Annotated in this window: 9 protein-coding genes, 1 tRNA gene and 3 rRNA genes; 5 read left to right on the plus strand and 8 right to left on the minus strand. The window is 51.8% G+C overall.

Annotation, left to right across the window (positions count from 1 at the left end; translation table 11 throughout):
• Positions 1-163: 163 nt before the first annotated feature.
• From ACMYSK_RS21740 to rrf (ACMYSK_RS21755), 4 genes are all read left to right on the plus strand, one after another.
• Positions 164-3069: ribosomal RNA gene (locus ACMYSK_RS21740) — 23S ribosomal RNA — on the plus strand.
• Between the two features lie 97 nt (positions 3070-3166).
• Positions 3167-3282, plus strand: a 5S ribosomal RNA gene (rrf, locus tag ACMYSK_RS21745).
• Positions 3283-3296: 14 nt separating this feature from the next.
• A tRNA-Thr gene (locus ACMYSK_RS21750) sits at positions 3297-3372 on the plus strand.
• Positions 3373-3410: 38 nt separating this feature from the next.
• Positions 3411-3526: ribosomal RNA gene (rrf, locus tag ACMYSK_RS21755) — 5S ribosomal RNA — on the plus strand.
• Positions 3527-3762: 236 nt separating this feature from the next.
• On the opposite strand, the gene ACMYSK_RS21760 is transcribed toward rrf (ACMYSK_RS21755), so the two are convergent.
• The 3 genes from ACMYSK_RS21760 to ACMYSK_RS21770 form a co-directional block, all read right to left on the minus strand.
• Entirely contained in the window at positions 3763-3984 is a 222-nt protein-coding gene (locus ACMYSK_RS21760; protein WP_434638461.1) for a lipoprotein, read from the minus strand.
• A gap of 292 nt (positions 3985-4276) precedes the next feature.
• Positions 4277-7387 carry an efflux RND transporter permease subunit gene (locus ACMYSK_RS21765; protein WP_434638462.1) on the minus strand — a complete coding sequence of 1037 codons (3111 nt, stop codon included), beginning with the start codon at positions 7385-7387 and terminating at the stop codon, positions 4277-4279.
• A gap of 13 nt (positions 7388-7400) precedes the next feature.
• Positions 7401-8540, minus strand: coding sequence for an efflux RND transporter periplasmic adaptor subunit (locus tag ACMYSK_RS21770; RefSeq protein ID WP_434638463.1), 1140 nt, complete (start codon positions 8538-8540; stop codon positions 7401-7403).
• Between the two features lie 369 nt (positions 8541-8909).
• On the opposite strand from ACMYSK_RS21770, the gene envR reads away from it, so the two are divergent.
• Positions 8910-9560 (plus strand): acrEF/envCD operon transcriptional regulator, encoded by a 651-nt coding sequence (gene envR, locus ACMYSK_RS21775; protein ID WP_434638464.1) that lies wholly within the window; start codon positions 8910-8912, stop codon positions 9558-9560.
• An 80-nt stretch (positions 9561-9640) separates the two neighbouring features.
• Here envR and fis read toward each other — a convergent pair whose 3' ends face one another.
• From fis to ACMYSK_RS21800, 5 genes are all read right to left on the minus strand, one after another.
• Positions 9641-9937 carry a DNA-binding transcriptional regulator Fis gene (gene fis / locus ACMYSK_RS21780; protein ID WP_000462905.1) on the minus strand — a complete coding sequence of 99 codons (297 nt, stop codon included), beginning with the start codon at positions 9935-9937 and terminating at the stop codon, positions 9641-9643.
• Positions 9938-9962: 25 nt separating this feature from the next.
• Positions 9963-10928, minus strand: coding sequence for a tRNA dihydrouridine synthase DusB (gene dusB / locus ACMYSK_RS21785; protein ID WP_132729490.1), 966 nt, complete (start codon positions 10926-10928; stop codon positions 9963-9965).
• Between the two features lie 359 nt (positions 10929-11287).
• Complete coding sequence (gene prmA / locus ACMYSK_RS21790) at positions 11288-12169, minus strand: 50S ribosomal protein L11 methyltransferase (protein WP_434638465.1); 882 nt, start codon at positions 12167-12169, stop codon at positions 11288-11290.
• Between the two features lie 11 nt (positions 12170-12180).
• A complete protein-coding gene (panF, locus tag ACMYSK_RS21795; protein WP_434638466.1) occupies positions 12181-13632 on the minus strand; it encodes a sodium/pantothenate symporter in 1452 nt (483 codons plus the stop codon).
• A complete protein-coding gene (locus ACMYSK_RS21800; RefSeq protein WP_434638467.1) occupies positions 13622-13864 on the minus strand; it encodes a YhdT family protein in 243 nt (80 codons plus the stop codon). Before ACMYSK_RS21800 ends, panF begins: the two co-directional genes overlap by 11 nt.
• Positions 13865-13914 lie beyond the last annotated feature (50 nt).

A 13914-nucleotide genomic window follows, 5' to 3' on the forward strand; every position in this document is an offset into this window, starting at 1 on the left:
AGAAGTGCATTGTGAAATTTTGCTCTTTAAAAATCTGGATCAAGCTGAAAATTGAAACGACACACTGTTTCCTTTCTCCGTAATAAGAAAGGAAAAATGGTGTGTTCGAGTCTCTCAAATTTTCGCAATGCGAGCTGTTTTACGAAACAGTTTCGGGTTGTGAGGTTAAGCGACTAAGCGTACACGGTGGATGCCCTGGCAGTCAGAGGCGATGAAGGACGTGCTAATCTGCGATAAGCGTCGGTAAGGTGATATGAACCGTTATAACCGGCGATTTCCGAATGGGGAAACCCAGTGTGATTCGTCACACTATCGTTAAGTGAATACATAGCTTAACGAAGCGAACCGGGGGAACTGAAACATCTAAGTACCCCGAGGAAAAGAAATCAACCGAGATTCCCCCAGTAGCGGCGAGCGAACGGGGAGCAGCCCAGAACCTGAATCAGTTTGTGTGTTAGTGGAAGCGTCTGGAAAGTCGCAGGGTACAGGGTGATACTCCCGTACACTAAAATGCATATTCTGTGAGTTCGAAGAGTAGGGCGGGACACGTGGTATCCTGTCTGAATATGGGGGGACCATCCTCCAAGGCTAAATACTCCTGACTGACCGATAGTGAACCAGTACCGTGAGGGAAAGGCGAAAAGAACCCCGGCGAGGGGAGTGAAAAAGAACCTGAAACCGTGTACGTACAAGCAGTGGGAGCCTCTTTATGGGGTGACTGCGTACCTTTTGTATAATGGGTCAGCGACTTATATTCTGTAGCAAGGTTAACCGTATAGGGGAGCCGCAGGGAAACCGAGTCTTAACTGGGCGTTAAGTTGCAGGGTATAGACCCGAAACCCGGTGATCTAGCCATGGGCAGGTTGAAGGTTGGGTAACACTAACTGGAGGACCGAACCGACTAATGTTGAAAAATTAGCGGATGACTTGTGGCTGGGGGTGAAAGGCCAATCAAACCGGGAGATAGCTGGTTCTCCCCGAAAGCTATTTAGGTAGCGCCTCGTGAACTCATCTTCGGGGGTAGAGCACTGTTTCGGCTAGGGGGTCATCCCGACTTACCAACCCGATGCAAACTACGAATACCGAAGAATGTTATCACGGGAGACACACGGCGGGTGCTAACGTCCGTCGTGAAGAGGGAAACAACCCAGACCGCCAGCTAAGGTCCCAAAGTCATGGTTAAGTGGGAAACGATGTGGGAAGGCACAGACAGCCAGGATGTTGGCTTAGAAGCAGCCATCATTTAAAGAAAGCGTAATAGCTCACTGGTCGAGTCGGCCTGCGCGGAAGATGTAACGGGGCTAAACCATGCACCGAAGCTGCGGCAGCGACGCTTATGCGTTGTTGGGTAGGGGAGCGTTCTGTAAGCCGTTGAAGGTGGCCTGTGAGGGTTGCTGGAGGTATCAGAAGTGCGAATGCTGACATAAGTAACGATAAAGCGGGTGAAAAGCCCGCTCGCCGGAAGACCAAGGGTTCCTGTCCAACGTTAATCGGGGCAGGGTGAGTCGACCCCTAAGGCGAGGCCGAAAGGCGTAGTCGATGGGAAACAGGTTAATATTCCTGTACTCGGTGTTACTGCGAAGGGGGACGGAGAAGGCTATGTTAGCCGGGCGACGGTTGTCCCGGTTTAAGCATGTAGGCGGAGCGTTTAGGTAAATCCGGACGCTTATTAAACGCTGAGGTGTGATGACGAGGCACTACGGTGCTGAAGTAACAAATGCCCTGCTTCCAGGAAAAGCCTCTAAGCATCAGGTAACATCAAATCGTACCCCAAACCGACACAGGTGGTCAGGTAGAGAATACCAAGGCGCTTGAGAGAACTCGGGTGAAGGAACTAGGCAAAATGGTGCCGTAACTTCGGGAGAAGGCACGCTGATGGTAGGTGAAGTGACTTGCTCACGGAGCTGAAATCAGTCGAAGATACCAGCTGGCTGCAACTGTTTATTAAAAACACAGCACTGTGCAAACACGAAAGTGGACGTATACGGTGTGACGCCTGCCCGGTGCCGGAAGGTTAATTGATGGGGTTATCCGTAAGGAGAAGCTCTTGATCGAAGCCCCGGTAAACGGCGGCCGTAACTATAACGGTCCTAAGGTAGCGAAATTCCTTGTCGGGTAAGTTCCGACCTGCACGAATGGCGTAATGATGGCCAGGCTGTCTCCACCCGAGACTCAGTGAAATTGAACTCGCTGTGAAGATGCAGTGTACCCGCGGCAAGACGGAAAGACCCCGTGAACCTTTACTATAGCTTGACACTGAACATTGAGCCTTGATGTGTAGGATAGGTGGGAGGCTTTGAAGTGTGGACGCCAGTCTGCATGGAGCCAACCTTGAAATACCACCCTTTAATGTTTGATGTTCTAACGTAGACCCGTGATCCGGGTTGCGGACAGTGTCTGGTGGGTAGTTTGACTGGGGCGGTCTCCTCCTAAAGAGTAACGGAGGAGCACGAAGGTTAGCTAATCCTGGTCGGACATCAGGAGGTTAGTGCAATGGCATAAGCTAGCTTGACTGCGAGCGTGACGGCGCGAGCAGGTGCGAAAGCAGGTCATAGTGATCCGGTGGTTCTGAATGGAAGGGCCATCGCTCAACGGATAAAAGGTACTCCGGGGATAACAGGCTGATACCGCCCAAGAGTTCATATCGACGGCGGTGTTTGGCACCTCGATGTCGGCTCATCACATCCTGGGGCTGAAGTAGGTCCCAAGGGTATGGCTGTTCGCCATTTAAAGTGGTACGCGAGCTGGGTTTAGAACGTCGTGAGACAGTTCGGTCCCTATCTGCCGTGGGCGCTGGAGAATTGAGGGGGCTGCTCCTAGTACGAGAGGACCGGAGTGGACGCATCACTGGTGTTCGGGTTGTCATGCCAATGGCATTGCCCGGTAGCTAAATGCGGAAAAGATAAGTGCTGAAAGCATCTAAGCACGAAACTTGCCCCGAGATGAGTTCTCCCTGACTCCTTGAGAGTCCTGAAGGAACGTTGAAGACTACGACGTTGATAGGTCGGGTGTGTAAGCGTAGCGATACGTTGAGCTAACCGATACTAATGAACCGTGAGGCTTAACCTTACAACGCCGAAGCTGTTTTGGCGAAGAGACGAAATTGATTTTCAGCCTGATGACAGATTATTCACTGCGCAGAGATGCGGGGTGGAAACAGAATTTGCCTGGCGGCAATAGCGCGGTGGTCCCACCTGACCCCATGCCGAACTCAGAAGTGAAACGCCGTAGCGCCGATGGTAGTGTGGGGTCTCCCCATGTGAGAGTAGGGAACTGCCAGGCATCAAATTTAGCGTGCTGATATGGCTCAGTTGGTAGAGCGCACCCTTGGTAAGGGTGAGGTCCCCAGTTCGACTCTGGGTATCAGCACCAGTTTTTAGGTTAAAGTTCGGTACTTTGAAAAGAATTTGCCTGGCGACGAGAGCGCGGTGGTCCCACCTGACCCCATGCCGAACTCAGAAGTGAAACGCCGTAGCGCCGATGGTAGTGTGGGGTCTCCCCATGTGAGAGTAGGGAATTGCCAGGCATCAAATAAAGCAGAAGGCCCAGTCGAAAGACTGGGCCTTTTTGCATTTCAGTTTTCTCGCGTCGAGAACAATACTTTTACAGTAGTCGGCGATCTCTATCTCGGTACTCGCTGATGAATGGCTGCCTGGAATCGTAGGAAACGGACGGTTATCGAACAAAAAGGGCTCAGTCTCGTGACTGAACCCTCTGTTTTATCGGAAATTTATTGGCATCGCGTTATTCAGCAATGAAATCTTAGCGAGTCAGGGCCACAATACCTAATGTCAGCCCCGCAACGGCCGCAGCGCCTCCTGCAATAGCACCTGCTGTTTCCCAGTTATCCTGGGTGGTTCCTTTCATACAGGTATTGGTATGGACTAATCTACCCTGAGAATCATAGACCGGTACGCAGGGGGAATCGTGTGCACAGCCGGCAAGTAAAGTTGCCAGCAGCGTCACTAGAATAAATTTTTTCATGGTCGGGCCTCTGAATAATCCGTCGGGTTGTACCGGTTTCGATATATGACGGAATGGCCTATTTTACCATCGACAATATAAAGGCCCGCAGCCGAAATAATCTCAATTTATGACTAGCGTAAATATCGTGGAGATAGCGACGAGATTATGAGGGAAATATGTAGAATAAAATAACAGAAGAGAGATAAGGTTAATTCATCCCTAATATAACGGATTGATTTTTCAATTAATAGTATGCAGACCGATTGACGAAAAAAGGCGCCATGAGGGCGCCTTATCATGAATGACATGCTTACTTATGCTGACGCACAAATCGACTTCTGACTACGACGAAGAAGACCGGTACGAAGAAGATAGCCAGCAGTGTGGCGGTCAACATGCCACCCATAACGCCTGTACCGACGGCGTTTTGCGCTCCGCTTCCCGCACCATGGCTTATTACCAAAGGGAGTACCCCGAGAATAAATGCCAGGGAAGTCATTAGTATAGGACGTAAGCGCATACGCGAGGCTTCCAGCGTCGCTTCAATAATACCTTTCCCTTCTTTATCCATAAGATCTTTTGCAAACTCAACGATAAGGATAGCGTTTTTTGCGGAGAGACCGATGGTGGTTAATAAACCCACCTGGAAATAAACGTCATTATTGAGTCCACGCAGTGAGGCCGCCAGCAAGGCACCAATTACCCCTAATGGTACAACTAGCATAACGGAGAAAGGTATCGACCAGCTTTCATAAAGCGCGGCCAGGCACAGGAAGACGACAATCAGTGAAATAGCATAAAGTGCCGGAGCCTGATTGCCCGACAGACGTTCCTGGTATGACATTCCCGTCCAGTCGAAACCGATGCCGGCCGGCAGCTTGCTCGCCATTTTCTCCATCAGAATCATGGCATCTCCGGTGCTCTTTCCTGGCGCCGCCTCACCTAACAGCTCCATTGATGGCAGACCGTTATAGCGTTCCAGTCGTGGTGAACCGTAAACCCAGCGTGAGGTGACGAATGAGGAAAAAGGAACCATTTCGCCATTTGCGCTGCGCACGTACATGTTATTCACGTCGCTGGGCAGCATGCGGAAATGGGCGTCGGCCTGCACGTACACTTTTTTCACCCGGCCATGATCGATAAAGTCATTTACGTAGTAGCCGCCAAGAGATGCAGATATGGTTTCGTTGATATCCGACAGAGAAATACCCAGCGCCTGGGCCTTTTCCTGGTCGACGTCGAGCTTGAATTGCGGTGTATCCTCAAGCCCGTTGGGACGCATGCGTACCAGTTGGTCAGGATGTTGTTTCGCCATGCCGAGAAGTTGGTTGCGTGCCTGGGTCAGTGCGTTATGACCAAGGTTACCTTGATCGATAAGCTCAAAGTCAAAGCCCGTAGCCGTACCGAGTTCGATAATGGCCGGAAGGTTGAACGGAAAGACCATGGCATCCTTAATCTGACTAAAAGCGGCCGTCGCCCGTTTGATAATGGCCTTAACGCCATTTTGTGAGCCACTGCGAGCTTCCCATGGCTTCAGGCTGACAAATGCCATCCCTGAGTTTTGCCCCTGGCCGCTGAAGCTAAACCCGTTAACCGTAAAGACGCTCGCGACGTTTGCCTTCTCATTATTCAGGTAGTAGCTCGTGACGGTATCCAGCACTTTCTGCGTCCGCTCCTGGGTCGCGCCAGATGGCAGCTGGATCATGGTCATAAACACACCTTGATCTTCATCCGGCAGAAAGGAGGTAGGTAAGCGCATGAAAAGCACCGCCATTCCGACAACAATAAGCAGGTAGATAACCAGATAGCGACCGGTATTACGTAAAATCCCGCTGACGCTGTTGGTGTAGTGATTAACGCTGCTTTCGAACCGGGCATTAAACCAGCCAAAGAAGCCCTTCTTTTCATGATGATCGGCCGACGCTGGTTTCAACAACGTGGCGCACAGGGCCGGCGTCAGAATCAAGGCGACCAGCACGGACAGCGCCATGGCTGAGACGATGGTGATTGAAAACTGGCGATAAATTGCGCCCGTGGAGCCGCCAAAGAAGGCCATAGGAACAAACACTGCGGACAGGACCATCGCAATGCCAACCAGCGCCCCTTGAATCTGCGACATCGACTTTTCGGTCGCCTCTTTTGGGGGGAGCTTATCCTCCACCATGACGCGCTCGACGTTTTCGACCACCACTATCGCATCATCAACCAACAGGCCAATCGCCAACACCATACCAAACATCGTTAGGGTATTAATGGAGTAGCCAAAGGTCGCCAGCACCGCGAATGTCCCAAGAAGAACAACCGGTACGGCAATCGTCGGAATTAGCGTAGCACGTAGATTCTGTAGGAACAGATACATGACAAGGAAGACAAGGATAATGGCTTCCAGCAGGGTTTTAACCACTTCATGAATGGAGATCTTCACAAACGGCGTGGTGTCATAGGGATAAACGATGCTCATTCCCTGCGGGAAGTACGGTTGCAGCTCGGCGAGTTTAGCTTTAATTGCCGCAGCGGTGTCGAGCGCATTCGCTCCGGTGGCGAGCTTAATTCCCAGGCCAGAAGCCGGCTTGCCGTTAATTTTCGCGACGATGTTAGAGTTTTCACCTCCCAGCTCGATACGCGCGACATCTTTCAAATGAACAACGGATCCATCGGCATTCACCCGTAAGGTCACTTTGCCAAATTCTTCCGGGTCTTTCAGGCGCGTTTGGGCAATGATGGAGGCGTTAAGCTGTTGGTCTTTGATTGCCGGTGTCCCCCCAAGCTGGCCAGCGGCAATCTGGTCGTTTTGCACCTTTAGCTGGTTGATAACGTCAACCGGCGTGAGGTTGTATTTGTTCAGCAGGTTGTTATCAAGCCAGATACGCATCGCGTACTGAGCGCCGAATAGCTGGACATCCCCGACGCCGTTCAGCCGGCTAATCGAATCTTTCACGTTTGAAGCAACGTAGTCAGAGATATCGTCCTGAGTCGTTGCGGGGTTGTCGGAGATGAAACCGGCAACCAGCAGAAAGCTACTGCTGGACTTCTCAACGCTAATCCCTTGCTGCTGTACTTCCTGGGGTAATAGCGGTGTCGCCAGCTGCAGTTTATTCTGCACCTGAACCTGGGCGATGTCGGGATCCGTACCTGATTTAAAGGTTAACGTGATGGTGACGCCGCCGGCAGAATCGCTGGTCGAAGACATATACATCAGGTTATCGATACCGTTCATGTTCTGTTCGATAACCTGAGTTACGGTATCCTGAACGGTTTGCGCATCTGCTCCGGGATAGGTCGCGGTTACCGCAACGGCAGGAGGCGCAATGGTCGGGTATTGCGCTATTGGCAGCTGTAAAATCGCGAGGCCGCCGGCGATCATCAGGATAATCGCCAGTACCCAGGCGAACACCGGTCGATGGATAAAAAACTTAGACATAATGATGCGTACCTTATTGTGCGACAGGCGCCGCAGTATCCTCTGTGGCCTTCACCGTGACGCCGGGGCGAACCTTCTGCAAACCGCTCACAACGACTTTCTCGCCGCTATGTAGTCCACCGGTAATCAACCAGCGATCGCCGATCGCCTGCGATGTCGTCACCGCACGGGTTTCAATTTGGTTTTTGTCATTCACCAGCATCACGCTGGCCTCGCCGCGAGGTGTACGCGTCACGCCCTGCTGAGGAACCAGCATTGCTTCTGGATCAACGCCTTCATCAATCCGGGCACGAACAAACATCCCCGGTAATAGCGTGTGCTGCGGGTTGGGGAAAATGGCACGCAGCGTAATAGAGCCGGTACTCTCATCCACAGTGACATCAGAGAATTGCAAAGATCCTTTAAGCGGGTAGGTCTGCCCATTTTCCATCACCAGCTGCACGCTTTTCGTGTCGTTACCGCGCTGTAGGCTTTGCTGCTTCAGGTGCATAAAATCGTTGCTGGATTCGGTGACATCGACGTAAATCGGATCGAGCTGTTGGATTGTGGCCATCGCATTTGTCTGGCCATTAGTGACAAGGGCGCCTTCGGTTACGCTGGACTTACCAATTCGTCCCGCAATCGGTGAGGTCACTCTGGTGTATGCCAGATTGATACGTGCACTTTCCACCGCTGCTTTGGTCGCGATAACATCGGCATCGGCCTGACGCGCCGTAGCCACGGCCTGATCGTACTCTTGCCGGCTGATATATTGAGTCCCGAGTAGGGGAAGGTAGCGTTTAACGGTCAGGTGAGCGAGGCCTGCTGCGGCTTCAGCTTTCGCTTCATCACCTTTCGCACTGTTATAAGCGGCCTGATAGGTTGCCGGATCGATTTGATAAAGCGACTGTCCGGCTTTGATATCACTCCCTTCGGTAAAATTACGCTGCAGAATGATCCCGCTGACCTGGGGCCGCACTTCAGCGATGCGGAATGCCGATGTACGTCCCGGCAGCTCTGTGGTTACGGAAAGCGGCGCGGTGCTAACTACATGGACGGTAACCTGAGGTGTTTGCGCACTGGACGGCTTATCGCCTGAATGGTCGCAACCTGTAAGCCATATCGCAGAGATAATAAGACTGGATAAAAATGTAATCCTGGCGTGACTCGTCATTGCTGTTCCTTATCGATTACGCACCGGCTCTGGCAGTGAATCTGTGAAAGAAGGAGAAAATAAAAACAGCCTGCATCCTACAAATAAATATCGGTGGATGTAAGGGATAGTTATTTTTGAGCAACAGACAAGGCACGCAAACATAAAAATAAGATATTTTGAGTGTAATAGATGCTCTGGGATTTAAATTTTCTTACACTGATATTTATTTGGTGAATGATTTTATATTTTGATATTTGTTTTATATATTGTTTATTTGAGAATTAAGCTACCTACATTTTTGCTAAATACAATGTTTCAACATATGCTAAATTTAATAATGACTCAGCCTGTTCTCTATTCATTTTTTGCTAGCGAGAAACGCATTGTATGGCACGAAGAACAAAAAAAGATGCATCACGTACGCATCAGTTACTGATCGATGCAGCCATTCAGCAGTTTGCCCTACGCGGCGTGGCCAGTACCACGCTGACGGACATTGCGGATGCCGCCGGGGTAACCCGCGGCGCAGTATACTGGCACTTTTCCAGCAAGGCTGAGTTATTTAATGAGATATGGCGACAGCAGTTGCCTCTGCGAAACCTTATTCAGCAGGAACTAAATCTGGGTCATAATCCAGAACTGCTTAATCAGCTAAGGGATAAGTTCATTGCTGGTTTGCAATATATCGCGGTAGATTCACGCCAGCGAGCATTGATGCAAATCTTGTATCATAAATGCGAATTTACTGATGAGATGATGTCGGAAAGTGAAATCCGTCAGAGAATTGGGTTCAGTTATTCTGCCATCGGTGAGGTTTTACAGGCATGCATTCGTAACCGCTTATTACCAGCAGAAACAAATATCGAAATTGTATTGATTGTATTACATGCGACTTTTAGCGGAATAATTAAAAACTGGCTGTTGGCACCGCAGCGATTAGATCTTTTTGGTCAGGCACCGGCTTTGGTTGGGAATATTATGTCTGCGCTATGCATACCGCAGAGAAGGGAGGATCAGGGAGAGGAGGGCGTTCAGTGAGGCGCGAAACGGCAGGCAGTAAAAAGGCGCTTCCCCATGCCGAAGAGCGCCTTTTATAACAAACAATGAGCTGATTAGTATCAGTTCATGCCGTATTTTTTCAGTTTTTTACGCAGGGTGCCGCGGTTGATGCCCATCATCAGGGCTGCACGGGTCTGGTTACCGCGGGTGTATTGCATCACCATGTCCAACAGGGGCTGTTCAACTTCAGCCAGTACTAGCTCATACAGATCATTAACATCTTGACCATTCAGTTGAGCAAAATAGTTCTTCAGTGCCTGTTTAACCGAGTCACGCAGGGGTTTTTGAGTTACCTGATCCTGAGAGTTAACGGTAGAAACGGTCAGTACGTCAGAATTTACGCGTTGTTCGAACATAGTTCTGTCAGCTCTTTATTTCTGTTTACGCAAAATTTTCGAAGTATGCCTCCAACGCCTCCAGCTGATCGCTGGCATCCTCTATGGCGTTGAATGTGCGCCGAAACTGGTCATTTGGGGCGTGCTCCTGTAGATACCAGGAGACGTGTTTACGTGCAATTCGGTACCCTTTTGCCTGGCCATAAAAGTCATGCAATTCCCGAACATGCGCGCAAAGCAAACGCTTAACCTCTGCCAATGGCAGCGGGGGCAGCAGCTCCCCAGTGTCCAGATAATGCTGGATTTCCCGAAAGATCCAGGGTCTTCCCTGAGCTGCGCGGCCTATCATAAGGGCATCAGCCCCCGTATAGTCGAGCACAGCTCTGGCTTTAAGCGGGTCAGTAATGTCACCATTCGCGATAACCGGAATGGAAACTTTCTGCTTAACTGCCCGAATACTGTCGTATTCAGCGTCTCCGTTAAACAAACAGGCGCGCGTGCGTCCGTGAATAGTCAGAGCCTGAATGCCACACTCTTCAGCCAGTTGGGCAATTTCTACACAGTTACGGTGTTCCGGCTCCCAACCGGTGCGAATCTTGAGTGTCACGGGAACGTCCACTGCCTTGACGACCGCCGTCAGGATTAACTTCACCTGCTCGGGATACTGCAAGAGGGCTGAACCTGCGAGCTTGCGATTCACCTTTTTCGCCGGGCACCCCATATTAATATCAATAATCTGGGCACCGCTTTCCACGTTAATACGGGCGGCTGCGGCCATCTCTTCCGGTACGCTACCGGCGATTTGCACGGTACGAATACCGGGCTCATCCACGTGCACCATCCGTAAACGGGACTTGTCGCTCTCCCAAACCTGCGGGTTGGAGGACATCATCTCGGAAACGGTTAAACCTGCTCCCATCTCGTAGCACAGCGTCCTGAATGGTCTGTCAGTAATGCCAGCCATTGGCGCTGCGATCAGGCGATTTCTGAGCTGATAGTGTCCGATGCGCATGAGTTAAGAAATGACCATACTGTGACTGCAAGGCGGCGTATATTACGCATTTTTTGCACGAGATGAAAGGCCAAACTTTGAGCAATCCTCTGTCACAGATCAATGAATCCAGCATCCGTAGAAAAGTGATGAATAAATTATTATATTAATCATAGTGTTAATCTAAGGTGGATAATTTGTGTCCATTTATAAAATCACAAAACTTCTCGATTTTTCTTAGAAAAAGGCGGCTCTCAACGGCATAAAACGCTGTTTTTGTAGTCAAAAAAGCGCATCGTAATGCGATCTGGCTCCCATTTCTTGACGTCATTCAGCGGTTACTGGAAACAAAAATGCGGCCCGCAGGCCGCATTCCAGAGTTACTTTCTCTGGCCGGTAATCCGGCACCACTCTTCTTTCTCCACCACCGGGTCGAGCGCAAAGCTATCGGCATACGCTTCGCAGACGCTTTCAGCCTGGCTGGCAAGAATACCGGAAAGGCCCAGCAGACCGCCTGAAACGGGCAGCACGCTGATTAACGGGGCCAGCTCACGTAATGGGCCGGCCAGAATGTTGGCGACCACGACATCGGCGCTGAGCGCTTCAGGCTGGTCCTGCGGTAAATAGAGCTCCAGTCGCTCTGAGACGCCGTTACGCTCGGCGTTATCACGGCTGGCCTGGATGGCCTGCGGATCGATATCTATGCCGATCGCTCTCGCCGCACCCAGCTTCAGCGCCGCAATAGCCAGAATGCCCGAGCCACAGCCGAAATCGATAATTGTTTTGCCCGTCAGGTCCAGCCCGTCCAGCCATTGCAGGCACAGCGAAGTGGTCGGGTGCGTACCGGTACCAAACGCGAGGCCCGGATCGAGCATGACATTGACCGCGTTTACATCTGGCACGTCACGCCAGCTTGGGCAAATCCACAGGCGCTCACCGAAGCGCATCGGGTGGAAATTATCCATCCATTCGCGCTCCCAGTCTTTATCTTCCAGCTGTTCGATTTTATGCGTGAAACCGGCGCCCAGCAGCGGATGCTGCTCGAGGATAGCCACCACGTCATGCATATCGCTTTCGGCATCGAACAGACCAATAACATCAGTATCTCCCCACAGGCGAGTTTCACCCGGCAGCGGTTCGAACACCGGCGTATCGTGGGTATCCTGGAAGGTGATAGAGACCGCTCCGGCCTCCATGAGCGCATCGCTTAAGTCTTCAGCATGTGCACCGGTGGTATTCAGTTTCAGTTGGATCCATGGCATAGCAAAACTCTTTATTTGTCAGTAGTCATAACAGGGGCTGGTGGCACAGGTTGACCAAAACGGTTTCCCACCACAAAAGCCAGCAAACTTAACAGCAGCGAAGGCACGATAGGATGAAAGCCCAGGTACTGAATTTTCAGGGTGGCGAGTACGGCGTACAGCACGCCGCCGACAATCATCCCGCTCAGGGCGCCTGCTGCATTGGCACGATCCCAGTACAGGCCCAGCACCAGCGGCCACAGGAAGACCGCTTCCAGCCCGCCAAATGCCAGCAGGTTTAGCCAGATTATCATCTCTGGCGGACGCCATGCGGCCAGCAGCAGCAGCGCGCCGAGGATCAGCGTAATCAGCGCTGACATTCCCTTCAGGCGTTTCTCGTTATGCAGCTGCTCTGGGTGCAGGTTCAGGTACAGATCCTTAATGATCGTAGCGGAACTCTGCAATAGCTGCGCGTTGATCGTCGACATGATCGCCGCCATTGGCGCGGCAAGGAAGATCCCGGCGGCAAACGGCGGCAGTACTTTCACCATCAGCGTAGGGATGACCAGATCCGGGATCGTGAGGTCCGGGATCACCGCGCGACCCAGGGCGCCGGCGAGATGCATACCAAACATCAGGATCGCCACCACGATGGTGCCGAGAATAATCCCGCGGTGCACCGCTTTACTGTCTTTATAGGAGATACAGCGCACCGCAGTGTGCGGCAGGCCGATCACACCGAAGCAGACCAGCACCCAGAAAGAGGTCATAAAAGTGGGGGACAGAATATCGTCCGCTCCCTGAGGAGAAACCAGTTTCGGATCGATGTGTTCCAGGGTCTGCACCGCCTGGCTCAGACCACCCGCAGCATGCACGATGCCGACGAGAAGCACGATGGTGCCTATCAGCATCACCAGGCCCTGCATCGCATCATTCAGCACGCTGGCGCGAAAGCCGCCAAAAGCGGTGTAGAGCGCGATACTGATACCGAAAATCAGCAAACCGGTTTCGTACGGGATGCCCGCGGCGGTTTCCAGTAGTCGCGCGCCGCCGATAAACTGGACCGTCATGGCCCCGATAAACGCAACCAGCAGGCTGAGGCTCGCAAGCCACACCAGTAGACGACTTTGGTAGCGGGCGAAGAGCATATCGTTGAGCGTCACCGCATTATAACGACGGGCAAGAATGGCGAATTTTTTCCCCAGCACGCCCAGCGATAACCATACGGCAGGCAGCTGGATCATCGCCAGCAGGACCCAGCCGAGTCCATATTTATAGGCCGCACCCGGGCCGCCAATGAATGAACTGGCGCTGATATAGGTGGCGGTCAGAGTCATGGCCAGCACGAAGCCGCCCATCGAACGACTACCAAGAAAATACTCGTTGAGGAATGTCCCGGTCGAGCGCTTGCGCATGGCATAAATCGACAGGCCAAACACCACCAGCAGGTAGGCAATAAGCGGCAGGATCACTTCAGGCTGCATCGTCATCCTCCAGCGGAATATCGCGATAGATAAACTTCACCATCGCCCAGCACAGCAGGATAAATATCAGCGGGGTCAACAGACAGGCCATTTCAAACCAGTGCGGCAGGCCGGTAAAGCCCTGCAGAGAGTTTGGTATGTAAGCACTTGCTAACCATGCTGCAAGATAAAGGAGGGTAAGCCACAACGCCCAGCGGGCTTCTTTGTGGGCCTGAACAAAACGCGCGTCCATAAGGCTCCCAGGGTCAATTTAAAGCGGGGATTGTACCTTAAGGGGCTGGC

Source organism: Klebsiella sp. I138, assembly GCF_051131765.1.
In the GTDB taxonomy this organism is placed as follows: domain Bacteria; phylum Pseudomonadota; class Gammaproteobacteria; order Enterobacterales; family Enterobacteriaceae; genus Klebsiella.

Coding starts and splice junctions, on each gene's coding strand:
- ACMYSK_RS21760 (WP_434638461.1), bottom strand. CDS start 3,984: ATGAAAAAATTTATTCTAGTGACGCTGCTGGCAACTTTACTTGCCGGC.
- ACMYSK_RS21765 (WP_434638462.1), bottom strand. CDS start 7,387: ATGTCTAAGTTTTTTATCCATCGACCGGTGTTCGCCTGGGTACTGGCG.
- ACMYSK_RS21770 (WP_434638463.1), bottom strand. CDS start 8,540: ATGACGAGTCACGCCAGGATTACATTTTTATCCAGTCTTATTATCTCT.
- envR (WP_434638464.1), top strand. CDS start 8,910: ATGGCACGAAGAACAAAAAAAGATGCATCACGTACGCATCAGTTACTG.
- fis (WP_000462905.1), bottom strand. CDS start 9,937: ATGTTCGAACAACGCGTAAATTCTGACGTACTGACCGTTTCTACCGTT.
- dusB (WP_132729490.1), bottom strand. CDS start 10,928: ATGCGCATCGGACACTATCAGCTCAGAAATCGCCTGATCGCAGCGCCA.
- prmA (WP_434638465.1), bottom strand. CDS start 12,169: ATGCCATGGATCCAACTGAAACTGAATACCACCGGTGCACATGCTGAA.
- panF (WP_434638466.1), bottom strand. CDS start 13,632: ATGCAGCCTGAAGTGATCCTGCCGCTTATTGCCTACCTGCTGGTGGTG.
- ACMYSK_RS21800 (WP_434638467.1), bottom strand. CDS start 13,864: ATGGACGCGCGTTTTGTTCAGGCCCACAAAGAAGCCCGCTGGGCGTTG.